At 70.4% G+C, this 23771-nt stretch carries 21 protein-coding genes; 8 read left to right on the top strand and 13 right to left on the bottom strand.

The features are described from left to right. Window positions 1-67: 67 nt before the first annotated feature. The 3 genes from ACTWQA_RS14800 to ACTWQA_RS14790 all read right to left on the bottom strand — a co-directional run bounded on the left by ACTWQA_RS14800 (window position 68) and on the right by ACTWQA_RS14790 (window position 5949). A complete protein-coding gene (locus tag ACTWQA_RS14800) occupies window positions 68-1438 on the bottom strand; it encodes an NAD(P)/FAD-dependent oxidoreductase (protein ID WP_443159792.1) in 1371 nt (456 codons plus the stop codon). Window positions 1439-1597: 159 nt separating this feature from the next. After that, the gene (locus tag ACTWQA_RS14795; protein ID WP_443159791.1) at window positions 1598-4429 is read right to left on the bottom strand and encodes a BTAD domain-containing putative transcriptional regulator; all 2832 of its coding nucleotides are present in this window, start codon (window positions 4427-4429) and stop codon (window positions 1598-1600) included. Window positions 4430-4527: 98 nt separating this feature from the next. Then, window positions 4528-5949: a sensor histidine kinase gene (locus tag ACTWQA_RS14790; protein WP_443159790.1), complete on the bottom strand. Its 1422-nt coding sequence runs from the start codon at window positions 5947-5949 to the stop codon at window positions 4528-4530. A gap of 68 nt (window positions 5950-6017) precedes the next feature. Here ACTWQA_RS14790 and ACTWQA_RS14785 point away from each other — a divergent pair, with 68 nt between their 5' ends. After that, on the top strand, window positions 6018-6950 hold the full coding sequence (locus ACTWQA_RS14785; RefSeq protein ID WP_443159789.1) for a LysR family transcriptional regulator: 933 nt from the start codon (window positions 6018-6020) through the stop codon (window positions 6948-6950). 56 nt (window positions 6951-7006) lie between these two features. On the opposite strand, the gene ACTWQA_RS14780 is transcribed toward ACTWQA_RS14785, so the two are convergent. Both ACTWQA_RS14780 and ACTWQA_RS14775 read right to left on the bottom strand, forming a co-directional pair. Further along, window positions 7007-9400 (bottom strand): ATP-binding cassette domain-containing protein, encoded by a 2394-nt coding sequence (locus tag ACTWQA_RS14780; RefSeq protein WP_443159788.1) that lies wholly within the window; start codon window positions 9398-9400, stop codon window positions 7007-7009. A gap of 195 nt (window positions 9401-9595) precedes the next feature. Further along, complete coding sequence (locus tag ACTWQA_RS14775) at window positions 9596-9985, bottom strand: copper chaperone PCu(A)C (RefSeq protein WP_443159787.1); 390 nt, start codon at window positions 9983-9985, stop codon at window positions 9596-9598. A gap of 369 nt (window positions 9986-10354) precedes the next feature. Between ACTWQA_RS14775 and ACTWQA_RS14770 the strand changes: the two genes are divergently transcribed. After that, window positions 10355-10918, top strand: a complete 564-nt coding sequence (locus ACTWQA_RS14770; protein WP_443159786.1) for a carboxymuconolactone decarboxylase family protein — start codon at window positions 10355-10357, stop codon at window positions 10916-10918. A 10-nt stretch (window positions 10919-10928) separates the two neighbouring features. On the opposite strand, the gene ACTWQA_RS14765 is transcribed toward ACTWQA_RS14770, so the two are convergent. Continuing rightward, complete coding sequence (locus ACTWQA_RS14765) at window positions 10929-11405, bottom strand: SRPBCC family protein (protein ID WP_443159785.1); 477 nt, start codon at window positions 11403-11405, stop codon at window positions 10929-10931. Window positions 11406-11492: 87 nt separating this feature from the next. Between ACTWQA_RS14765 and ACTWQA_RS14760 the strand changes: the two genes are divergently transcribed. Then, window positions 11493-12359 (top strand): helix-turn-helix domain-containing protein, encoded by an 867-nt coding sequence (locus ACTWQA_RS14760; protein WP_443159784.1) that lies wholly within the window; start codon window positions 11493-11495, stop codon window positions 12357-12359. A 47-nt stretch (window positions 12360-12406) separates the two neighbouring features. Here ACTWQA_RS14760 and ACTWQA_RS14755 read toward each other — a convergent pair whose 3' ends face one another. The 4 genes from ACTWQA_RS14755 to ACTWQA_RS14740 all read right to left on the bottom strand — a co-directional run bounded on the left by ACTWQA_RS14755 (window position 12407) and on the right by ACTWQA_RS14740 (window position 14328). Beyond that, window positions 12407-13105: a zf-HC2 domain-containing protein gene (locus ACTWQA_RS14755; RefSeq protein ID WP_443159783.1), complete on the bottom strand. Its 699-nt coding sequence runs from the start codon at window positions 13103-13105 to the stop codon at window positions 12407-12409. Beyond that, window positions 13089-13601 (bottom strand): RNA polymerase sigma factor, encoded by a 513-nt coding sequence (locus ACTWQA_RS14750; RefSeq protein ID WP_443159782.1) that lies wholly within the window; start codon window positions 13599-13601, stop codon window positions 13089-13091. The genes ACTWQA_RS14755 and ACTWQA_RS14750 overlap by 17 nt, the downstream gene beginning before the upstream one ends. Before the next feature lie 13 nt (window positions 13602-13614). Beyond that, window positions 13615-13845, bottom strand: a complete 231-nt coding sequence (locus tag ACTWQA_RS14745) for a hypothetical protein (RefSeq protein ID WP_443159781.1) — start codon at window positions 13843-13845, stop codon at window positions 13615-13617. Between the two features lie 117 nt (window positions 13846-13962). Next, window positions 13963-14328, bottom strand: a complete 366-nt coding sequence (locus tag ACTWQA_RS14740; RefSeq protein WP_443159780.1) for a chorismate mutase — start codon at window positions 14326-14328, stop codon at window positions 13963-13965. Window positions 14329-14579: 251 nt separating this feature from the next. Here ACTWQA_RS14740 and ACTWQA_RS14735 point away from each other — a divergent pair, with 251 nt between their 5' ends. From ACTWQA_RS14735 to ACTWQA_RS14720, 4 genes are all read left to right on the top strand, one after another. Next, on the top strand, window positions 14580-16463 hold the full coding sequence (locus tag ACTWQA_RS14735; RefSeq protein ID WP_443159779.1) for an adenylyl cyclase: 1884 nt from the start codon (window positions 14580-14582) through the stop codon (window positions 16461-16463). Between the two features lie 312 nt (window positions 16464-16775). Next, entirely contained in the window at window positions 16776-17507 is a 732-nt protein-coding gene (locus ACTWQA_RS14730; protein ID WP_443159778.1) for a dienelactone hydrolase family protein, read from the top strand. A 67-nt stretch (window positions 17508-17574) separates the two neighbouring features. Beyond that, on the top strand, window positions 17575-18063 hold the full coding sequence (locus tag ACTWQA_RS14725) for a MarR family winged helix-turn-helix transcriptional regulator (RefSeq protein ID WP_443159777.1): 489 nt from the start codon (window positions 17575-17577) through the stop codon (window positions 18061-18063). Window positions 18064-18134: 71 nt separating this feature from the next. After that, window positions 18135-19586, top strand: coding sequence for an MFS transporter (locus ACTWQA_RS14720; RefSeq protein ID WP_443159776.1), 1452 nt, complete (start codon window positions 18135-18137; stop codon window positions 19584-19586). Between the two features lie 98 nt (window positions 19587-19684). Here ACTWQA_RS14720 and ACTWQA_RS14715 read toward each other — a convergent pair whose 3' ends face one another. After that, complete coding sequence (locus tag ACTWQA_RS14715; RefSeq protein WP_305923260.1) at window positions 19685-20032, bottom strand: MerR family transcriptional regulator; 348 nt, start codon at window positions 20030-20032, stop codon at window positions 19685-19687. Between the two features lie 59 nt (window positions 20033-20091). Between ACTWQA_RS14715 and ACTWQA_RS14710 the strand changes: the two genes are divergently transcribed. Beyond that, window positions 20092-20985, top strand: coding sequence for an aldo/keto reductase (locus ACTWQA_RS14710; protein ID WP_443159775.1), 894 nt, complete (start codon window positions 20092-20094; stop codon window positions 20983-20985). 25 nt (window positions 20986-21010) lie between these two features. Here ACTWQA_RS14710 and ACTWQA_RS14705 read toward each other — a convergent pair whose 3' ends face one another. Continuing rightward, window positions 21011-21664: a response regulator gene (locus ACTWQA_RS14705; protein ID WP_443159774.1), complete on the bottom strand. Its 654-nt coding sequence runs from the start codon at window positions 21662-21664 to the stop codon at window positions 21011-21013. A gap of 12 nt (window positions 21665-21676) precedes the next feature. After that, a complete protein-coding gene (locus ACTWQA_RS14700; protein WP_443159773.1) occupies window positions 21677-23692 on the bottom strand; it encodes a histidine kinase in 2016 nt (671 codons plus the stop codon). Window positions 23693-23771 lie beyond the last annotated feature (79 nt).

The raw sequence follows: 23771 nt of genomic DNA, 5'->3' as shown, positions 1-23771 counted from the left end.
AGGTTACTCTCCACAACTGCGGCCTAACCTTACGGGTACGCCTGCCCATGTCGAGTCGGCCGATGCGTCACTGACCGGCCGGGAGCTGCTCCCGGGCAGGAAGCCGGGGGTGGGCCGGGCCGCCGCTGGGACGCGGCCGGAGCACCCGGGCCAGGACGCCGGGCGACAACAGGCGCTGTGGCGGGGCCTGCAGGTTGGCGACGCTCAGGAAGGCGTGCCCGACCACCGGGTCCGCCTCCGCGGCCACGTGGAGGCGTGAGATGTAGCGGTTGAGCAGCTTCGCACGCAGAGGACGTGGAGCCTCGACGGACGGGAACCGCAGATCACCACCGACCGACAGGTCCCAGGGCACGTCGATGATCCGCGCGGCCCGCTCGAAGAAGCGGCGGGCCAGGCCGTCGCGTCGGCCGTCCTGCAAGCACTCACGCAGGGCGACGGCCTCGCAGGCGGCCACCGTCATGCCCTGCCCGTAGCTGGGATTGAACTGGCACAGGGCATCACCGAACACCACATAGCCCTCGGGGAACCGGCTCAGCTGTTCGTAGCGGCGCCGAATGCTCACGGGGATGCGCATCCGCCGCGGCTCCCCCAGCGGTTCCAGACGCTCCAGGAGGCGGTGCAGGTCGGGGACCGGGAGCCGGGCGGCGAACCCGTGGTATCCGTCAGAGTCGATGGGTGGGACGTCGTCGCCCATGCCGAACAGGGTGACGAGCCAGCGGTCTCCCTCCCCGCTGAGGGCGACGCCGCCCCTCGGGACCGAGGTACTGTGCCCCACGACCATGGCGACGAAGTCGGCGTCGCCGGGCCGGCGCCGGTACTCACGCGAAACGTACTGCAGCCGGGAGTCGACACGTTCCTCCGGTGCGGGCTCGTATCCCAGTCGGCGCAGCCACTCCGCACCCCGGTTTCCCCGGCCCACGGCGTTCACCACGAGATCGGCGGCCATGTCCTCGGGCTGGAGCCCCGGACGCTGCAGACGTACTCCGGTGACAGCGCCGTCCTCGCCGGCGATCGGCTCGACCACCTCGCAGCGCTCGTGGATCGCCACGCCGGGAAGATCCGCCACCCGGGACCGCAGATACCGTTCGAGTTCCGGTCGGCTGACCGTCAGGCCGCGCAGCCGCGAGGGCGCGGGGTGCAGCAGCCGGCCGTCGTTGTACCAGCGGACGTCGTCCTGGATGTCGCAGGCGGTGGCGCCCGCGGCGACCAGGTCCGCGGTCAGCCCGGGGAACAGGTCCTCGAGGATCTCGCAGCCCCGGGACAACATCCCGTGCGCGTGATGCCCCTGTGGCACGCCCCGCCGGGCGACGCCCTCGGCGGGCAACGCGTCACGGTCCATCACCGTGACCCGGTCGAACGTCTCACTGAGCACCCGGGCCACAAGGAGCCCGCCGATCCCCGCACCCGCGACGACGGCGTGTCCGATTCGCTTGATCATGGTTCACCTCGTTGTCCGGCCGCCCGGACCGGACGGCGCCGCGTTCACCACAACGAGAGTGGGCCGGCCTGCTTCGGGGCCGCTGGGAACGGGCTTTCCCAGCGACTTCCCAGTCTTCAAGCGCCCCGGCCGATGGCGGGGGCGGCTGCGATCAGAGGATCACTGTCCAGCGATCAACGAGCTGAGCAGGGCGCTCGCATCCTGCCGAGACATGGCGCGCCCGCGGGCCGCATGGCGTTCGTACTCCTCCGGCGCAAGCGCCCCGCGAACGGCGGCGGCCTCGCGCGGCCCGTCCAACGGGTCCATCAGCTCCGGGGAGACGCCGGCTCGCTTGCCGATGGCCTCCACGGCCCCCATCAGCACGGCCGCGTGCTCGGCCCGGCCGGTCAGCGCGAGGGCGCGGGCCGCGCTGTGCACCGTCACCAGCCAGAAGGAGATGTCTCCGTAACGGTCCATCGTGGCCAGGATGTCCGCCGCGATGGCCAGCGCCCGAGCGCCGTCCCCGCGGTCCGAGGCCGTCTTCATGTCGCACCAGGCCGCCCCGTCCGCGGCCCAGTCGTGGCCACTGGCGCGAGCGGCGTCGATGGCCTCACGAAAGACTCTGTCGGCGCCCGGCAGATCCCCCAGCACCCGCAGGGCCATGCCCCGGACCATGAGCGTTTCGGCCTCCAGCCAGTCCAGAGTGCTGCGCCGGGCCAGCTCGACGGCCTCGCGGGTGAGGGCCTCGGCGTCAAGCGCCACCCCGGCCAGCAGGCCCAGGTAGGCGGCGTAGGCGGTCGCGCCCGCCTCCGTCACCGGGTCGCCTGCCCGGCGGGCCTCCTCGATCGCCGAGCAGGCCGCCTGGTACGCCTGTGGCGGCTGTCCGGCCAGGTAGTGCAGTCCCGTGAGCGCGTACCAGGCACGCGCCCGGATGTCCGCACCGGCTCGCGGGGCCGCCGCGAAGGCCTCGGACAGCCAGGCGAGGCCCTCCCCGACATGCCCCATGCGGAACCAGAACCAGAACAGCGCGCCGCTCAGCCGTAGCGCGTACTCGCCGTCACCCGCCGCCAGCGACGAGGCGAACGCGGCCCGGAACTCCGCCTGATCGCGGCTCAGCCCGCTCAGCAACGCCGCTCCCTGCGGGCCGCGGAGATGACGATCGGCGTTCTCAGCCCTGGCCAGGGCCCAGGCGCGGTGGCGTTCCTGTGCCTGGGCCGTCTCGTCCGGGGAGAGCGCGGCCATGGCGTACTGGCGCAGGGTCTCCAGCATCCGGTAGCGGCGTGGCGCCGTGCCGGGCTGGGCGGTGACCAGAGATTTGCGGACCAACGCCGACAGCGGCGGCAGGACGGGATCGACTCCTCCGACCGCGGCGGCGGCCTCCAGGTCGAAACCGGCTTCGAACACGGCGAGCCGGTGGAAGAGCCGGCGCTCCTCCGGCTGCAGCAATTGGTCGCTCCAGGCGACCGTGGCCAGGAGAGTGCGATGGCGGTCCGGCCGTCCGACCGATCCGTCCACTAACAGGGTGAAGCGGTCCTCCGCGGCATCGGCGATCTGGGCGACGGACAGCGCCCGGCTTTGCGCGGCGGCCAGTTCGATGGCCAACGGGATGCCGTCGAGCCGCGCGCACAGGGCGGCGATCCTTTCCCTGTCGCCCGGCTCGGCCGCCCAGCCGGGCGAGACGGCCGCCGCACGGCGCACGAACAGGTCCGCGGCCTCCGTGGCGGCGTCCAGGGGCGGTACTTCGTAGACCGTTTCACCCGAGATGCCCAGGGGTTCGCGGCTGGTGCACAGCATCCGTACGGTGCCGCAGCGGGTCAGCAGGGTGTGGACCAGCATGGCGGCGGGGACCAGCAGATGCTCGCAGTTGTCCAGGACGATGAGCATGTCGCGGCCAGCGATCATCCCGGCCAGCTGATCGGGAGACGCCGCGGTAGGCAGCCCTAGGGCGGCGGCCATGGTCGCGGTGAGCAGTTCGGGTGCGTGCAGACCCGCGATCTCCACGAGCCAGGGCCCGTCGGCGTCAGTACGGGCGCGGGCGACCTCCAAGGCCAGGCGCGTCTTGCCGACGCCGCCCGGGCCGGTGAGCGTGACCAGCCGGTGCCCGTCCAGCAGAGCTGCGACGGCCGCGAGGTCGCCGTCGCGGCCGACGAAGCTGGACAGCGTGAACGGCAGATTGCCCGAGTGCGGTGCCGGAGCCGCGGCCGGCGGATACGACATGCGGCTGGGCTCAGCCGGCTCTGGGGCCAGCCGCGGGTCCTGGGCGAGTACGGCCGCCTCCAGGTCGCGCAGGCCGCGTCCCGGGTCGATGCCCAGCTCGTCTGCCAGCTTCCTGCGTACGGCTCGAAGGGTGGCGAGCGCGTCGGCCTGCCGCCCCGACCGGTATAAGGCAAGGACCAGTAACTCCCAGCCGCGCTCCCGCAGCGGCTGCTCGGCGATCAGTGCCTCCAGCTCGCCCACGGCAGCGGCGTGCTGTCCGGATGCGATGACGGCGGCGAGTCTGTCCTCGCAGACCGTGGCCCGCAGGTCCTCCAGCCGGCTCGCGTCGGGCACCGCGAAGGCCGCTGGGCCGAAGTCGGCATAGGCCGGGCCCCGCCACAGCGCGAGCGCCTGTCCGAGCAGGTCCGCGGCGAGTTCAGGGTCGCCACCCTCCAGCGCGCGCCGCCCGCGAGCGGCCAGATCGGTGAAACGCTCGGCGTCCACCGCGGCGGGTGCCGCCCGAAGGGCGTATCCGGGTCCCTCGCGTACCAGCAGGCGGGCCGGAGCGCCGGGCGCTCTTTCCGGCTCCAGCGTCTTGCGCAGATCGGCCACGTACCCATGGAGTGTCGTCAGGGAGGGAAGTCGCGTGCCTTCCCACACTTCGGAGAGAATCCGCTCTGCCGAGACGCTCCTGCCCCGCGCGATCAGCAGCAGCGCCAGCACGGCCCGCTGACGCGGTCCGCCGAGCCCTGCGGGGCGACCGCTGACCTCGGCCCGGAGCGGCCCCAGAACGCCGAACCTCACGTCCTCGGTCACGCTCACCAGCAGACCTCCCGCCATCCTGCACGCGCTGTGAGAATATCCGAATCATCCACATATTCGAAGAAGTACACGCGGCACACAGCCCGGCAGATCTACCGGTCCACCAGCTGCCCATTCCCGCCGACGTCGTCATGCTCGAACCCGTTGGTGTACGGGTCGCGGGAAGGACTGTGAACCCGGTCAACGAGCGGGAGCCGCAGCGCGAACCTGGCTCCCCGTGGCGAGTCCTCGACCTCCAGGCTGCCGTTGTGGGCACGGGCGATGTCACGGGAGATGGCCAGGCCGAGCCCGCTTCCGCCGGGATCCCGGCTGCGGCTGTCGTCCAGGCGGACGAAGCGTTCGAAGATGCGCTCCCGATCGGCAGGGGCGACGCCCGGGCCGTCGTCGGTCACCGCGACGACGGCTTCGCCCTCGTCCTGCTCGACGGTGACGCCGACCGCGGACTCGGCATGCCGCTGCGCGTTGGCCAGGAGGTTGTCCAATACCCGGATGAGCTGCATCCGATGCCCGCGGATCACGAGCCCGCGGGGTGCGCGGATGTCGGCCGGCACGCGGCCGGTTTTGGCGTTCACCTCCGTGGCGACCAGCTCGCCCAGGTCGATGTGCTCCGGAGGGGTGGGTTCGGCGGCCCGCAGGCGGGCCAGCTGCAGCAGGTCGTCGACGATCGCCTCCAACCGGTCCGTGGCCGACAACGCGGTGCGGATCGTCTCGTGCGGGTCGACGTCCTCGGGGTACCGCGCCGCCTCCTCCAGTTGCGCGCGCAGCCCGGTGATCGGATTTCGCAGCTCGTGCGAGGTGGTCGAGGCGAACCGGCGCTGCTGCTCCACCGCGCCCTCCAGGTGAGCGAGTGTCTGGTTGGCGGTGACGGCGAGCTGTGCGATCTCGTCCCGGCCCGGCGGAACGGGGACCCGCAGGCTCAGATCGCTGACCGTGATCTCCGATATCCGCGCCCGGATCGCCTCGACGGGACGCAGCGTACGCCCTACCAGCAGCCATGTCGTCCATGCCGCGACGGCGACGAGGAGGGCGATCCCCGTGCCGATGACGTATTCGAGGCGATGCGTGGACAGGACGTCGGGCTCGGGAAGGCCTGCGTAGACGACGCCGGCGTCCGGCGCCGGGCTCAGCCGGATGGCCATCAGCATGAGGCAGTGACCGCCCCAGGGACACTCGATGTACCGCTGGAACCGGTCATCCGGCGGCGGGCGGACCCGGCTGAGCGGAAGGGTGGCCGATGCCATCTTGCTGGACTCCACGACCCGCTGGCGGGCGTCGACGACCTGGATGAGCTCGACGTGGCCGGAGGCGGGGATCCGGTGCGGGACAGCGCCGGTGCGGGCCGCCGCGCTCCATTGACTCGCCACCCGCTCGGCCTCGTTGAAGACCATCATTTGGACCTTGGCACGGATCGCCAGGTCCAGCGTCGCGCCGAGCGCGGAAAGGACGATCAGCGAGAACAAGCCCATGGCCAGCGCGTATCGCGCCCGGATGGAACGCTTCAGAGACCAGGTCATACCTTCAGTCTCAGACCCATCACAGGGTGACGGAAATGAGTATTTTGTCCGTTTTATACGCTAGGCGTATGGATGTGCAGCTGCGCCATCTCCGGATGCTCGTCGCAGTCGTCGATGCGGGCACGTTCACCGACGCGGCAGCCATGCTCGGCTGCTCACAGGCCGCCGTCTCGCGCTCGATCGCCGCCCTCGAGACCACCCTCGGCACTCGCATGTTGGATCGTTCCACTCATCACGTCCTGCTCACCGGCCCCGGTAGCCGCGTCGTCGCCCACGCCCGGCGCATCCTCGACGAGGTCGCCTTCCTTCACCGGATCGCCGACGACTCCCGTACGGAGCTCCGCGTCGGCTACGCCTACGCCGCCATGGGCAAGCACACGCGGCGCCTGCAGAAGACGTGGGCCGCCGCCCATCCCGGGGTGTCGCTGGTGTTCGTCCATTCCAACACCCCGACGGGCGGTCTCAGCGAGGGCATAGCCGACGTCTCCGTGATTCGCCGGCCCCTCGCCGACGACCGCTTCGAAACCGCCTCGATCGGCATCGAGTACCGCTACGCCGCGGTGGACACCGACAACGCCCTCGCCCGGCGCCGCTCCCTGCGGCTGGCCGATCTCGCCCGCTACACCGTCGCGATCGACTACCGCAGCGGTACGACCAGCCTGGACCTGTGGCCGCCCGATGCCCAGCCGGTCAGCACCCGCGGCATCGACGGGGTCGACGAGTGGCTGACTCTCATCGCCGCCGGCCAGGCCGTCGGGATGACCGCCGAGGCTACCGCCAACCAGAATCCCCGTCCCGGCGTCGCCTACCGCGTCGTCACCGACGCGCCTCCCATCGACGTGCGGCTGGCCTGGTGGAAGGACGACCTGCCTCCGCTCCTGGACGCACTGGTGGACATGGCCCGCCAGCTGTACGCGACCGCCCCGCCCCGAGCGCAACGCCACCGGCCACCCGCCACGGCACGGGCGTCGGCCACACCGGGCGGCGGGGCTGAGCGATGATCAGGTGACGCCCCGATGCGGCCTGCCGTGGCCGGTGGGCGGCCTGGTGACCTCGGTCAGGTGCCGACGTAGGCCGCGAGGTGCTCGCCGGTGAGGGTGGAGCGGGCGGCGACGAGGTCGGCGGGTGTGCCCTCGAAGACGATCCGGCCGCCGTCGTGGCCGGCGTCGGGGCCGAGGTCGATGATCCAGTCGGCGTGCGCCATGACCGCCTGGTGGTGCTCGACGACGATGACCGACTTGCCGGCGTCCACGAGCCGGTCGAGCAGGCCGAGCAGCTGCTCGACGTCGGCGAGGTGGAGGCCGGAGGTGGGCTCGTCGAGCACGTAGACGCCGCCCTTCTCGGCCATGTGGGTGGCCAGCTTGAGCCGCTGCCGCTCGCCGCCGGACAGCGTGGTGAGCGGCTGACCGAGGGTGAGGTAACCGAGCCCGACGTCGGCGAGCCGGTCGAGAATGGCGTGCGCGGCCGGCGTACGCGCCTCGCCGGCGCCGAAGAACTCCTCGGCCTCGGTCACCGACATCGCGAGCACCTCGCTGATGTCGCGGCCGCCGAGGTGGTGGTCCAGCACCGATGCCGCAAACCGCTTCCCTTCGCACTCCTCGCAGGTGGTGGCGACGCCGGCCATCATCGCCAGGTCGGTGTAGATGACGCCGGCGCCGTTGCAGACAGGGCAGGCGCCCTCGGAGTTGGCGCTGAACAGCGCCGGCTTCACGCCGTTGGCCTTCGCGAACGCCTTGCGGATCGGGTCGAGCAGTCCGGTGTAGGTCGCCGGGTTGCTCCGTCGTGAGCCGCGGATCGCGCCCTGGTCGATCGACACCACGCCCGCGCCGCCGGGGATCGACCCGTGCACGAGCGAGCTCTTGCCGGAGCCGGCGACGCCGGTGACGACGACGAGCACGCCGAGCGGGATGTCGACGTCGACCTCGCGCAGGTTGTTCGCCGTCGCGCCGCGGATCTCCATCGTGCCGGTGGGCTTGCGGGTCGTCTCCTTGAGTGCGGCCCGGTCGTCGAGATGGCGGCCGGTGATGGTGCCGGCGGCGCGCAGCCCTTCGACGGTGCCCTCGAAGCAGACCGCGCCGCCCGCCGTACCGGCGCCGGGGCCGAGGTCGACGACGTGGTCGGCGATCGCGATCACCTCCGGCTTGTGCTCCACGACGAGCACCGTGTTGCCCTTGTCCCGCAGCCGCCGCAGCAGGTTGTTCATCCGCTGGATGTCGTGCGGGTGCAGCCCGATGGTGGGCTCGTCGAAGACGTAGGTGACGTCGGTGAGTGAGGAGCCGAGGTGGCGGATCATCTTGACGCGCTGTGCCTCGCCGCCCGACAGCGTGCCCGACGGCCGCTCCAGCGAGAGGTAGCCCAGCCCGATCTCCACGAACGAGTCGAGGGTCCGCTGCAGCGTGGCGAGCAGCGGCGCCACCGACGGCTCGTCAAGGCCGCGGATCCATTCGGCCAGGTCGCTGATCTGCATCGCGCACGCGTCGGCGATGCTGATCCCGCCGATGCGCGACGATCGGGCCGCCTCGCTGAGCCGGGTGCCACCGCACTCGGGACAGGAGGTGAAGGTGACGGCCCGGTCCACGAACTCCCGGATGTGCGGCTGCATCGCCTCCCGGTCCTTGGACAGGAACGACTTCTGGACCTTCGGGATCAGCCCCTCGTACGTGAAGGTCCCGCCCTCGACCTTCACCTTGGTCGCCTCCCGGTAGAGGAAGTTGTGCATCTCCTTCTTGGTGAACTCGCGGATCGGCTTGTTCGGGTCGAGGAAACCGGACTCGGCGTAGATCCGCACGGTCCACCAGCTGTCCGACTTCCAGCCGGGGATGGTGAACGCGCCCTCGGCGATCGACTTGGAGTCGTCGTAGAGCTGGGTGAGGTCGATGTCGGAGACCTTGCCCCGGCCTTCGCAGCGCGGGCACATGCCGCCGGTGATGCTGAAGTCGCGACGCTCCTTCACGGTCCGTCCGGCGCGCTCCAGGGTGACCGCACCCGCTCCACTGATCGAGGCGACGTTGAAGGAGAACGCCTGGGGCGAGCCGATGTGCGGCTGCCCGAGCCGGCTGAAGAGGATGCGCAACATCGCGTTGGCGTCGGTGGCGGTGCCGACCGTAGAGCGGGGGTCGGCGCCCATCCGCTGCTGGTCGACGGTGATCGCGGTCGTCAGCCCTTCGAGTACGTCGACCTCGGGCCGCGCCAGCGTCGGCATGAAGCCCTGCACGAACGCGCTGTACGTCTCGTTGATCATCCGCTGCGACTCCGCGGAGATCGTGCCGAACACCAGAGAGCTCTTGCCCGAGCCGGACACACCCGTGAACACCGTCAGCCGGCGCTTGGGGATCTCGACGCTGACGTCCTTGAGGTTGTTCACGCGCGCGCCATGCACGCGGATCAAGTCGTGGCTGTCGGCAGCGTGCGGCGCAGGCGACTGCGTGTCCGTCGTCGTGGCCATGCTCATCCTTTCTCCGTCTCTGGACGGAGCCGCCTGCGCGGTCTCCATCCGGTTGCCTCGCTCAATCTGAGCAGTTCTGAGCAGTATGTCCGGTTTCCTGTGTCGGCGCAGGCTCAGGAGGACGAGTCGCCCTGGAGGTGATGTCCATGACAGTCACGCTAACTACGACTCGCCGACCGGCGCTTCTCGATTCCTGCTCGCTTAGCTGGCGCCGGGCGTGGGTGATCCAGCTCCTCGTGACAGCGGCAGCACCGGAATGCGCAAGGTGGTCGTACCGGTGGAGAGGCGGAACGTGACGTCGATCGGGGTGGCCCCGAGCGGGCGACGGATGTCGATGAGTTCCAGGTGCGGACGATCCTGCCCTTGTTGAAGTGAGAGGACGCCGCCAGCGGGGACCGTCACCTTGACAGCTTGCCGGGGGGCGGACGGTCTTGCGCGATAAGCGACGCTTTCGGCGTGCACGGTGCTGACGCCGTCGAGTTGCTGAAGTGTGTCGCTGCGGTTGACCAGGGTCAGGTACAGGCCCAGGTCGTCGCCGGTTTTCTGCCGGTCCATGGGCGGGGCCAGAATGTGGACGTGCAGCAGCTGCATCGCGCCGACCTGCGCATCGACCAGGCCCTCCCGGTTCCGGGTGGACTGGGGAAGAGGGGACTCCCGTTGAGCAGGGTTACAGGCCACAAGGGGCGACAGCACACAGAGCGCCAGGAGGAGTCGAAGCGTTACTCGCCTTGCGCTGACGCGCAAGTCCCCATGTGATGTCCCCATATCGCGCTCCCCTGTGATGTTCCGGCTGCTCTGGCCAGGCCGCGATGAGGGGAGTGCTGTGGTCGGCGGGCGCCGCCTGCGGAGGCCTGACCGCATGCAGGATGTACCCTCCTGCGACTTTGCCGAACGCATCGCGTTGACCTTTGCGCGCCCGACGCCCTATCTTGGACCAATCGTTCCAGGATGGGAGCTCTGATGGTTGATTTCCAGGTCTACGACGAGAACAACGCACCCGAGGAGGCCCGGCCGCAACTGGAAGCGGCCAAGAGGCGGATGGGGTTCGTCACCACACTGAACGGCGTGATGGCCGAGTCGCCGGAGCTGCTGGCCGGCTACAACGCCCTGGCCGAGCTGTTCGGCAAGTCCTCGCTCCCGGGACCGGCCAAACACGTGGTCTGGATCACCGCGAGCGTGGAGAACGGCTGCGAGTACTGCGTGGCCGCGCATTCCACCCTCGCCTTGCGCGCCCGCGTACCGGAGCAGGTCGTGGCAGCGCTGCGCGCGGGCAAGACGCTCGACGACACCCGCCTGGAGGCGGCGCGACGCCTCACCCAGGCCATGGTCGCCCAGCGCGGGTGGGTGAACGACACCGAGATCGAAGCGTTCCTGGCCGCCGGCTACACCCGCCGTCACGTGCTGGACATCGTGCTCGGCATCGGCATGAAGACGCTGTCCAACTACACCAACCACATCGCGCACACGCCCCTTGACCCCGCGTGGCAGGATCAGGAGTGGAGCCGCGACCACGCCGGCATTTGATCCGGATGCGTCACCCGGACGCCGACATTTCCCGATCGATGTGGCGGCGCAGGTCGCGCAGGAATCGGCGGCCGGCGAGCGTGAGGAAGGGCCGCAGCAGGAGATAGAGCAGCATGCCGGGGATGCCCTGTGTCTGGACGCTGCCCTGCGTGCTCACGCGGCTGTGGGTGTCGCCGATCGGCACGACTTCCCATCGGTTGCGTGCCTGCGGGATCAGCCCGGGTAGCAGGCGGGCCTCGTAGGTCAGCGTCCGCGTGGCCTCGTCGTAGGCCACGATGCGCTCGGTCACCTCCGACAGGCCGGGCAGGCCGGTCCGGCACACCCGGCCGGCCACCGGAGCCCCGGGCACGATGGAGGGTTCCGGCAGCGGATGCGAGGAGCGGACGGCCGTGGCCCACGCATCGACCTGGGCGAAGTGGTGCGCGACCACCTGCCACACCCGCTCGGCGGGAGCGGCGACGATGATCGCCGCGGAGATCTCGGTCATATCGACACCGTCGCCGTCGTGGCGGGCGGCGGGCAATTCCCTATCGGGGAATGGAGCACCCGGCACGGAATCTGACACCCTGACGGCATGGCCGTCCCCGCCACGCACCTTGACGAGGTCAGTCCCTTCGGCGTGCGGTTGCGGCACTGGCGGCACGTGCGCGGCATCAGCCAGCTGCAGCTGGCCTCGTTGTCCGGCTCCACCGCCCGGCACATCTCCTTCCTGGAGACCGGACGTTCACGACCGGGCCGGGACATGACGCTGCGTCTGGCCGAGGTGCTCGATCTTCCGCTGCGTGAACGCAACCAGCTGCTGCAGGCCGCCGGATGGCCCCCGGCCTACCCACAGGCCGCCCCGGATGCCGCCGAGTTGCGGCCCTTCCGCTCGGCCATCGATCGGCTGCTGGCCGCGCATGAGCCCTTTCCCGCTCTGGTGCTGGACGGTCATGCCCGTGTGGTGGCGGCCAACAAGGCGGCGGGCGTGCTGTTCGGTTCAGATCTGATCGGCACCAACCTGCTTCAGCGTTATCTCACCGACCCGACACTGCGCCAGGCCATCGTCAACTGGACAGACGTGGCCTGGGCCGTGCTGAGCCGGCTGCGCAGGCAGTCACGCCAGGCGCCGCTGGACGAGAGGCTGCGCGCGCTCGTCGCGTGCGCCGAAGACGCCGTCGCCAATCTTGCCCCTCCCGCCGGCGACCACGAGGACGGCCTGGTCGTCTGCCCGTGGTTCCGTGCCGGTGACACGGTGATCCGCACCATCACGCTGACCGCCCGCTTCGACACCGCGGTCGAGATCACCCTCGACGACCTGCGCATCGAGCTCATCTATCCCCAAGACCGCCCAGCCGAAGAGTTCTTCCGAGCCGCCATGCCCAGAGATCCCGATCATGCCGACGAGACCGGCCCGATCGACGACCGCTCGTGGCAGGGCGCTGCGGGCCCGATCGCGTAGGCGCGGATGCCCGCGATGAGGGTTGATCGCAGCGAGGCGGTCGGCCGTCAGGTCAGGCCGAGCGCGCGGCCGGCTCTCAGGGCCGCGGCGTCATCGGTTGCCGCGGCGAGCCAGGACAGGCCGTGCTTGTCCGCGCACAGCAGGGACACCTCGTCGACCCTCGCCAGCCAGCTCGGGGCCGGGTCGAGGTCGCGGGCGTTCCTGGCGCGAGGAAACTCCTGAGACGAGGCGATGACGAGCAGCCGGCGCCCCTCGGGGGCGACGTAGTCGTAGATGGTGGCCGGGATGCCGGCCAGGTCGCGCTGGGTCGTGCCGCGCCAGCCGTACGCTCCGATGGTCTTCATCGCGGGAACAGGCTCACTGCTGAGTGTCAGGGCGTTGGACTTCAGCAGCGCGGCGGCGGCCACCAGGGGCGCGGGCTGCCGGCGCTCGATCACCTGCGGGATGACCACGGCGGCCAGGACCACCAGCACCGCGGTGGCCGCGGCCAGCACGTACGGCCAGCGGGCGCGCTGCCGCACCGAGGACTCGGCGGGGACGTCGGCGACCGCCCGGATCCGCTCCCGGGTCGAGGCCGGAGCCGCCTCGCGCAGCGACTCGGCCAGGATCCGGCCCTCACGTGCGGTGTTGGCCTCACTCCAGCACGCGCGGCAGTCCAGCATGTGCCGCTCGAACCGGATGCGGCGTAGCGTGCTGAGCTCGCCGGCGAGGTAGGCGGCGGCATCCCGTTCAGGATCGTGGTGCATTCGGCCTCACCCCCTCGATGGTGTGCGCCAGCTTCTTGCGGCCGCGATGGGCCCGGGACAGCACGGTCCCCCGCGGGCTGTTGGTGATGGCGGCGACCTCGGCGGCGGTGAACCCGCACAGGTCCATCAGAACCAGGGCGATCTGCTCGTCGATGGGAAGCCGCCGGAGGGCCGTTTCGATCAGCGAGTGGTTGATCGCCTCGTCCTCCACGTCCGCCGGCCCCGGCGGGTCGAAGCCGGGCTGCCAGCTCGTCTCGGCGCGGTTGGCGGTACGGCGCAGCCGGTCGCGGCCCAGGTTGAGGCAGATGGTGGCCAGCCACGGCGCCGCCTTGCGCGGGCGGCGGCCATCCTGCCAGGCTGCCCATGCCCGCGTGTAGGTCTCCTGGACCAGGTCCTCGGCGTCGGCGGCGCAGGTGGTGAGCCGCCGGGCCAGGTTGTGGACCAGGTCCGACGCGGGCATGGTCGCCTGGAGGAATCGCTCCTGCCGCCGGGTCATGGCCGGTTCCGTCTCAGTGGGTCGTGGCCCGGCCGGGCGAGCCGATCGCCAGGAAGCTGACCACGTACAAGACGGCGCCGTACACGGTGCCGACCAGGGCGACGGTGCCGTGCAGCGGCATGTCGGCCTTTCCGGGCGGCCGGGTGGAGGCGAACCACATGGTGACCCCGGCGAAGATCAGACCGGAAGTCAGGCCACCCACCGGGCCGCGAGCCAGCCGAGTTGCCAGAGGTTCGATGGCCATCGCGGGCTCCTTAGGAGAGCTTCCTTTTCCTGCTACCCCTACGGACGGATGACAGGCGGCGCTGATTGCGCCCCGCGCGACTCCAGGGTGCTTGCCGCGATGCTCCGGGAAGACCGGCTAATTCCCGCGCGCCGCCGACATGCTGTTGGCTATCAATTCATGATGCCTGACGACTTCTTCGACGATGAAACCCAGAAACCTCTCGGCGAAAACAGGATCGAGCTTCGACTCCTCTGCCAGGAGACGCAGCCGGCGTATCTGCTGGGCTTCCCGCTCGGGATCCGCAGGCGGAAGCTCATATTGCGCCTTGAGTTTGCCGACTTCCTTGGTGCACTTGAATCGCTCCGCAAGAAGGTGAATCAGTGCGGCATCAAGGTTGTCAATGCTGTCGCGGAGTCGCTGCAGCTCTTTTCGGGCCAGCGCATGGGGATCAGATTCGTCTTCGGCCGTAGTGCCGTCGGAGTGCCCATAAAGCTCAGACATAAGGGTATTCCCACTTAAACTTGCTATGATCCTCTTGCCGGAAAAACCTATCATAGTAAGGTTCCTGCGCCCTGGAGAGCCGAGGCGACGGCCAGAGGATCCCCGGCTACGGGCAGACGCGGTTCGTGCACTTGTGATCCGCCCGGTTCACACGGTAGAAACGTTCCACACCTTTTCTGACCTTGATACGAGCGCCGGTCGCGAGAGAGCGCTCTCTCGCTGATCCGGCGGCAGCGGAAAGGATGACCCGTATGACGACCCAGCCTCCCGGCAACGGGAGTCGCACGAGCCGGAGCCCCGGCCGGCACATCGCCCGGGCGTTAACGGCCGGTCTCGTGCTGGCCACCGCCGTCATGACGGCGGGAACGGCCGCGACCGCCGCATCGCCGGCCCCCGGCGCTCCCGATCTCGGGCCGAACGTCACCGTCTTCGATCCGAGCATGCCGGTCAGCGACATCCAGGCGACCCTCGACGCCGCACATGCCGCTCAGGTCGACAACGAGATGGGCGCCACGCGCCACGCCTACCTCTTCAAGCCCGGCACGTACGGGTCCGCGGAGCATCCGCTCCAGATCAAGGTCGGCTACTACACCGAGATCGCCGGCCTGGGCGCCTCCCCCACCGACGTCGTCATCAACGGCAAGGTCGAGGTCTACAACCGCTGCCTGGCGGACGGCGGAACCGCCAACTGCCTCGCGCTCGTCAACTTCTGGCGCACCCTGTCCAACCTGGCGATCAACGTCAACGCGGCCGGCCAGGACGGCTGCCGGGCGACGGCGAACTTCTGGGCCGTCTCCCAGGCGGTGTCCCTGCGCCGGCTCAACATCAGCGGCGGCAACCTGTCGCTGATGGACTACTGCACCGCCGGCCCGCAGTACGCCAGCGGGGGCTTCATCGCCGACTCCAAGCTGCCGTCCGTCACGAACGGATCGCAACAGCAGTGGCTGACCCGCGACAGCGAGGTCGCCGGCTGGTCGAACGGCGTGTGGAACCAGGTCTTCTCCGGCGTCGTCGGCGCACCGGACGACGCCGCGTTCCCGAGCCCGCCGTACACGACCCTCGACGCCACTCCCCTCAGCCGGGAGAAGCCCTACCTCTTCGTGGACGCGCAGGGCAAGTACAAGGTCCGCGTGCCCACCGCCCGGAAGGACACGCGCGGCATCACGTGGGCCGGCGGCATGACGCCGGGCCGTACGCTGCCGATCAGCGACTTCTTCGTCGCGAAGCCGTCGGACTCGGTGCAGGTCATCAACAGCAAGCTCGCGCGCGGCAAGCACCTGCTGCTGACGCCCGGCGTGTACGACATCGCGCGGAGCATCGAGATCAAGCGCCCGAACACGGTCGTCCTCGGTCTCGGGCACGCCACGCTCACCGCCGTCCACGGCTCGACCCCGCTCGACGTCGCCGACGTCCCCGGCGTCGTCGTCGCCGGCGTGACCGTCGACGCGGGTCTGGAGAAGTCGCCTGTCCTGCTGAGGGTGGGCAAGAAGCACGGGCCGCGCTGGAGCTCGGCGGACAACCCGACGACGCTGTCCGACGTGTACTTCCGGGTCGGCGGGCCGCACGTCGGCAAGACCGACGTCGCGCTCGAGGTCAACAGCGACAACGTGCTCATCGACCACGCCTGGGTGTGGCGCGCCGACCACGGAGTCGAGGGCTTCACCGACACCCAGCGCTGGAACACCAACCTCGGCCGCAACGGCGCCGTCATCAACGGCGACCACGTGACCGCGACCGGCCTGTTCGTCGAGCACTTCCAGCAGTACAACACCGTCTGGAACGGCGACGACGGCACGACGATCCTCTACCAGAACGAGCTGCCGTACGACCCGCCGACCCAGGCCGACTGGATGAACGGCGACGTCGAGGGCTGGGCCGGTTACAAGGTCGGCGACCGCGTGAAGACGCACCGCCTCTACGGCGGCGGGGTCTACGTCTTCAACCAGAACAACCCGCAGATCCACACCGAGAACGGCTTCGAGGTTCCACAGACCCCGGGCGTCAAGCTGCACCACATCATGACGGTCAATCTCAGCGCCGGCATCATCGACCATGTCGTCAACGGCGTGGGCGACGCGGCCGACACGACCAAGGTCGGTGTGCCGGTGTACGTCGCGGACTACCCGGCCCCTTAGAGGCCGCCCAGGTGGGCCGGAATCTCCGCGCCCCGGCCCACCTGGCCGTACATCGCGACGGTGTACGAACGGGAAGCTGGGTCAGACGGCTTCGGGGGCGACCTCCGCCGCCCGGCGGGACAGGCGCCTCAGCGATCGCCTCCACCGCGCCCTGAGGTCCCTCGGGACTCCTGGAGGCAACGTCACTTACTCTACGACGCGTAGAGCACTGTGGTTACACCGGCAGAACGCCGGGCTGCCTGGCGCCGCGGCCCTCTGATGGTGGCGTCTGTTACGTTACGGTTCGTCGAACCGGGTGGGCTAAGGACGCTGATGAGGCAACACGTGCGCATTCCGCTGCCGGACGGCAGTTCACTTGACGCGACCATGGCGTTGCCGGAGGGGACCGCACCTGCAGCCGGATGGCCGGGGGCGGTGGTCGTGCATGAGATCTACGGCATCGAACCGGACATGCTGGATGCGGTCGACCGGTTCGCCGAGCATGGATATGCGGCAATCCTGCCTGACTTGTACAGCCACGGCACCAGAATCGGATGCCTGGCGCGGGCCATGCACCAGTTCACGACCGGTAAGCCGGGGCGGCCGACCGCCGACATCGACGCGACCCGGCAATGGCTGGCCGACCGCGATGACGTCGACGGCAGCCGGCTCGGCGTGATCGGATTCTGCATGGGCGGTGGGTTCGCCCTCGCCTACGCGGCGAGCACGCCCCCCGGTGTGCGGGCCGCATCGGTGAACTACGGCGCGGTCCCCCGCGACCAGGAAGAACTGCGGACGGTGTGTCCGGTCGTGGGCTCCTACGGCGGGCGGGACCGAGGCTTCCGGGCGCACGGCACGCGGCTGCAGGAGCATATGAGGGCGCTCGGCCTCGAGCACGACGTCGAGATCTATGCGGCGGCCGGGCATTCCTTCATGACCGACGGCCACCACCCCCTCGCGAAACTCGCGTTGTTCCCGCTGCGGCACGGCCTCGTCCAGCCGGCAGCGGACGACGCGTGGCAGCGCACCTTCGCCTTCTTCGACAAGTACGTCGCCAACGGCTGACGTGGGCGTCACTCCATCGTTCCATCGCAGATAATCCGCACCGGGACGACTTGGGTAGGCTGATGACATGACAGCGATGGCTCCCACGCGTACAGAAACAGACCTGTCCTTCCTGCTCGACCACACCAGCCACGTGCTGCGCACCCAGATGTCGGCGGCGCTGGCCGAGATCGGGCTGACGTCGCGCATGCACTGCGTGCTGGTCCACGCACTGGAGGAGGAGCGCACCCAGATCCAGCTCGCCGAGCTCGGCGACATGGACAAGACCACGATGGTGGTGACGGTCGACGCACTGGAGAAGGCCGGCTACGCCGAGCGCCGTCCGTCCAGCACCGACCGCCGGGCGCGCATCATCGCGGTCACGGACACAGGCGCGGCGATCGCCAGGCGCAGCCAGGAGATCGTGGACGGCGTGCATCGGGCGGCGCTGACCGCATTGCCCGAGGACGAGCGCGAGATCCTGGTCCGCGCCCTGAATCGCCTGGTCAGCGGGCATCTTGCCGCCCCCGCCGAGGGAGCCCAGCAGACACGCAGAGCACGGGAGCGCGGAAAGTAGATCCAAAGAGGATCGTCTATTACGGAACTATCTGCTACGGTCTCTCATGTCGACTTGAGACGGGAGAGACCATGTCGTACGTGCGTAACTCGCGCTGGACCGCCCTGGGAGTGCTGTCCGCGACGGGACTGATGACGATCCTTGACGGCAGCATCGTGACGGTGGCGATGCCCGCCATCCAGGAGGACCTCGGCTTCTCGGGCGCGGAGCTGAGCTGGATGGTCAACGCCTACCTGATCCCCTTCGGCGGCTTGCTGCTCCTGGCGGGCAGGTTGGGCGACCTGATCGGGCGTCGGATGATGTTCCTGACCGGGAACATGATCTTTGCCGCCGCCTCCCTCCTGGCGGGCGCGGCCACCGGTCCCGGCCTGCTGATCGCCGCTCGGTTCCTGCAGGGCGTGGGCAGCGCGCTGGCCTCCGCCGTGGTCCTGGGCATCCTGGTGACGCTGTTCACCGACCCGCGCGAACGGGGCAAGGCCATCGCGATCTTCAGCTTCACCGGGGCCGCCGGCGCCTCGATCGGCCAGGTCCTGGGCGGTGTGCTCACCGACGCCCTGAGCTGGCCGTGGATCTTCTTCATCAACGTGCCCATCGGCGTGATCACCGTCGTGCTCGCGCTGCTGGCGCTGCCCGCCGACCGCGGGATCGGACTGGCCGCCGGCGCGGACGTCCTCGGGGCCGTACTGGTGACCTCCGGCCTGATGCTGGGCATCTACACCGTCGTCAAGGTCGAGGAGTACGGCTGGCTCGCCGCCCACACCCTTGGCCTCGGCGCGGTGTCGCTGGCCCTGCTCGCCGGGTTCGTGGCACGGCAGGCCACGGCCAAGGCCCCGCTCATGCCGCTGCGGATCCTGCAGTCGCGCAACGTGGTCGGCGCCAACCTCGCCCAGATGCTCGCCCTGTCGGGGATGTTCGCCTTCCAGGTTCTCGTCGCGCTCTACATGCAGCGGGTCCTGGGGTATGGGGCGCTGGACACCGGGCTGGCGATGCTTCCTGCCGCCGTGGGCATCGGCTCGATCTCGCTGTTCGTCTCGGCCCGGCTCAGCGCCCGCTTCGGCGCCCGCGCCGTCCTGATGGCCGGCCTGGTCCTGCTCATCGGGGCCATGCTCCTGCTCACCCAGATCACGGTGAACGCCGGCTACATCACTCACCTGCTCCCTGCGATGCTGCTGATCTCAGGCGGCGGGCTCGTGCTCCCGGCGCTGGCCACGCTGGGCATGTCCGGCGCGCGGGAGAGCGACGCGGGTCTGGCGTCCGGGTTGTTCAACACCACCCAGCAGGTCGGCATGGCCATCGGCGTGGCGGTGCTGTCCACGATGGCCGCCTCGCGCACCGGTGAGCTGCTGGCCTCCGGAGCCGGCCAGGCCGCCGCGCTGACCGGAGGGTACCGGCTGGCGTTCGGCATCTCCGCCGGGCTGTTGCTCGCGGCGTTCGCCGTGGCGCTCGCCGTCCTGCGCCAGCCTGCCGTCGACGGGCCCACGCAGGAGAGAGCGGCGGCCAGGGAGACCTCTGCGACCTCCTGACAGGAGGCGATTCCGCCCGGCGCGCTGCGGCCCGCGGACCGACCTCAAGGGGATGTGGCGGGTGGCGCGGACCGGGCGGGGTCGGGGTACGGCGGTCGTCAGGCGGCGGTCGTCTGGATCAGGGAAGCGAGCGCGGAGCGGCTCTGCTGGAGCGTGGAGATCCGGGCGTCCATCTCGCTGAGCTGCTCGTCCAGGTAGCGGCGGACGCACGGGTGCAGGTCGGCCAGGCTCGGCCCCTCGACGCAGGGAAGGATCTCACGGATCAGGTGCGTGGGCAGCCCCGCCGCCAGCAGTCCCCGGATGTTGCGGACGGCGGCGGGCGTGTCCTCGGCGTAGCGGCGGTGACCCCCGCCGCTGCGCTCCGAGCGCAGCAGGCCCTGCTCCTCGTAGTAACGCAGCATGCGGGTGCTGGCCCCGGTCTCCCGCGCCAGATCACCGATCTTCATGTGACGCCCCTCACAAACCCTTGAATCTCACACCGGCGGCAAATCCTACGGTCTTGGCCATGAGCGAGAAACTGATCGACACCAATTACGACAACATCCTGCTGGGCGGGGATCTTCCGGTGCGCAGGATCGGCTACGGAACCATGCGGCTCGCGGACGGTCCGGACTCCCCGCGCGGGGCCGAGGCGCACATCTGGCGCCCCCCGGCCGACCGGGCGGCCGCGATCGCGGTGCTGCGCCGCGCGGTGGAGCTGGGCGTCACCCTCATCGACACCGCCGACGCGTACGCGCTCGGCGGCGGTGAGGAGCTGGTCGCGGAGGCGCTGTACCCGTACGGCGACGACGTGGCGGTGGCGACCAAGATCGGCGTGCTGCGGCCGTCCCCTACCGAGTGGGTACCGCTCGGCCACCCCGCCTACCTGCGGCAACAGGCCGAACTGAGCCTGCGCCGCCTTCGCGTCGAGCGCATCGACCTGCTCCAGTTGCACCGCATCGATCCGAACGTCCCGCTCGCCGACCAGATCGGGGCGCTCAAGCAGCTGCGGGACGAGGGCAAGGTGCGGCACCTCGGCCTGTCGGAGGTGCCGGTGGAGCAGCTCCGCGAGGCGGCCGAGATCGTCCCGATCGTCAGCGTGCAGAACATGTACAACCTGGCCACCCGGCAGCACGAGCCGGTCGTCGACCACGCCGCGGCCGGCGGCATCGCGTTCATTCCGTTCTTCCCCGTGGCGATGGGCGCGCACGCGGGTCCGGACGGGCCGATCGCGGCGGTGGCGCGGGAGATCGGCGCGACGTCGGCGCAGGTGGCGCTGGCCTGGCTGCTGCACCGCTCGCCGACCATCGTCCCCATTCCAGGAACGACCTCTCAGTCGCATCTGGAGGAGAACCTCGCCGCGCTGGATCTCAGGCTGACCGACGAGCAGTTCGCCCAGCTGGACCGGGTCGGCCGGTGACACCCCTGGATGAAGGCTCACCCGCCTAGCGGCGGCCGAGGCCTGCGTCGCGGGCTCGGACGATGGCCTCGGCGCGGTCGGCGACGTGCAGCTTGGCGAAGATGTTGGAGACGTTGTTGCGTACGGTCTTCTGCGACAGGAACAACGCCGAGGCGATCTGCGTGTTGGACCGGCCGGCCGCCACCAGCGCGAGTATCTCCCGCTCGCGCGGCGTGAGCTGCGGGAACACCGGATCCTCGGTGACCGCGGCCCCCTGGAAGAATTCGGCCACCCGCAACGCGACGGCCGGCCCGAAGATCGCCTCACCGTGCGCGACGGCCGTGATGGCGCGGACGATCTCCGCCTGGCCGGCGCCCTTGAGCAGGTAACCACGGGCGCCGGCGCGCATGGCGGCGAACAGCGTGGCGTCCTCCTCCGACATGGTCAGCACCACGACGCCGATGTGCGGGCTGTCGGCGGCGATCCGCCTGGTCGCCTCGATGCCGTCGAGCCCGGGCATGCGCACGTCCATCACCACCACGTCGGGCTGCAGATCGGCGGCGCGCTCGACCGCCTCCGCGCCGTCCGCGGCCGTGCCCGCCACCTCGATGCCCGGTATCGAGCCGAGCAACACCGCGAGCCCGTCCCGGTAGACCGGGTGGTCGTCGGCCAGCAACACGCGGATGGTCTCGTCAGACACTCGCCACCTCCATCAAGCCAGACAATCCATCGGCAGCCGCGCGCCGACCAGCGTCCCCCCGCCGGGCGGGCAGCTCACTTCGCAGTGCCCGCCCAGCTCGGCCGCACGCTCGCGGAGCGACAACATGCCGATGCCGGCGGCCACGTCGGGCCCGATGCCGCGGCCGTCGTCCCGCACCGTCACCTCCAGCCCGCACTCGCCCACGCGCAGGCTGATGTCGCAGCGCGCCGCACCCGCGTGCTTGACCACGTTGGCCAATGCCTCGGACACGATACGGTAGGCCGCCACCTCCACCGCCGCGGGCAGCGCGTCCAGCGCGCCGTCGCCGGTGACACGGACGTCCAGCGCGGCCGAGCGGACCCGGTCGGCCTGCTGCTCGATCGCGCGCAGGACGCCGAGCTCGTCGAGCGCCGGCGGGCGCAGGTCGTGCACCAGCCGGCGCATGTCGGCCAGCACGCCGCCGACGTCGGCCGCCGTCTGCTCCAGCAAGCGGTCGGCCTGGGCGGGCGCGGTGGCGGCGAGGTTCCTGGCCGCCTCGATCCGCAGTGCCATCGCGCCCAGGCTGGGGCCGAGCCCGTCGTGCAGGTCACGGCGGAGCCTGCGGCGTTCCTCCTCGCGGGTCAGGACCAGGTGGGCGCGGATGCGCTGCAGGTCGGCGCTGAGCTCGGTGGCTCGCGCCGCCGCGGCGGCCTGCCGTACGAGGTCGCCCAGCAGCCGCTGGTCCCGCTCGCTCAGTTCGCCGGCACGGCACAGCACCAGCCGCCCCACGACCTCGTCCCGGTAGGCCACCGGCAGCGACACCGAGGGCCCGCGGGGCGTCCCGCGTTCCACGACGGAACGGTCCCCGTTCGGGCGTTCGATCTCCACCCGCACGTACGCCAGCCGGAACGCCCCGGCCAGCGTGGTCGCGACCGCGAGCAGCTGCTCATCCGGGTCGGTCGCCAGCTCCAGCCGCTCGGCCAGCGTCGAGACCGCGGCGTAGGGATCGTGCCGGGGACCGCGGGTCAGCCGCCGCGCCCCGCGCCACAACCAGCCGCGGAGCGGCGCGTAGAGCACGGCCACGATCGCGATCGCGGCCAGGGCGGAGTCGCGTTCGCCGAGCACACTGCCCGCCGCCGTGAACACCGCCACGTCCACCAGCACCACCAGCGCCGCCAGCACGCCGTAGGCCACGGTGGCCGACATCAGCCTGTCGACGTCGTAGAGCCGGTATTTGGTGACCGCCACGACGACCGCCGCCGAGGTCAGCGCGATGGCCAGGCCCAGCAGCACCGCGGGCAGCTGCGGCGGCACCGTGAGCGGCGTCAGCAGGACGACCATGTCCACCAGGGCCGCCCACATGAGCCACCGGATCTGGGCCCGCCGCTCGGGATCGGCCACCCGGTAGCGGCGCACCGTCGCCGCGAACGGCACCACCAGGCTCACCAGGATCGACACGTACGCCACGCTGAGCGCGGGCTCCCAGAACGCGTACGGCAGCGGGATCGCCAGCGGATCGAGATCCAGCCGGGCGATCTCCGGCGGCAGTTGCGTGCCGTGATAGCGCGCGATCATCGTGAACGGCACGGTGATCAGCAGGACAGGCAGCAGCCCGGTCAACGCCAGGCTCGTCACCGACAACGCGCGCCAGACCCGGCCCTCCGGCAACCGCCCGTCCGGGAACAGCAAGATCAGTACCGGCAGCCCGAGCAGCAACGTCGAGCCGAAACTCGCATAGAACCAGTACGCCGCCGACGCGCCCGGCGTACCCGGCGCCACGTAGATGGCGTAGGCAGCCCAGCTCGAGGCCAGGGAGTCCAGCATCCACAGCAGCCCGAATCCGGTCAGCACCCAGGCCACGGCGTGGCGCGGCAGCAGACGCAGCAACAGCACGCCGGGCAGCAGCATCGCCAGCCCCCACAGCGCCGACGGCCACCCGAGGTCAAGCTCCGCCGCCTCCGGGATCGGCACGCCACGCGCCTGGACGTCCAGCACCACCGTCGCCACCGCGATGGCCAGCCCGGCGGCGGCCAGCACGACCGGCAGCATGCCTCGCCCCTTACCTGTCATGCCACGAATTACATCCTGACTTCAGTCCTTTTGTCCCGGGACAGGGGTCCCGATCAGG

The sequence above is a fragment of the Nonomuraea sp. 10N515B genome (genome assembly GCF_052245915.1).
In the GTDB taxonomy this organism is placed as follows: domain Bacteria; phylum Actinomycetota; class Actinomycetes; order Streptosporangiales; family Streptosporangiaceae; genus Nonomuraea.
The sequence above is the reverse complement of the archived record's forward strand: the minus strand, read 5'-3'. Positions and strand labels throughout refer to the sequence as shown.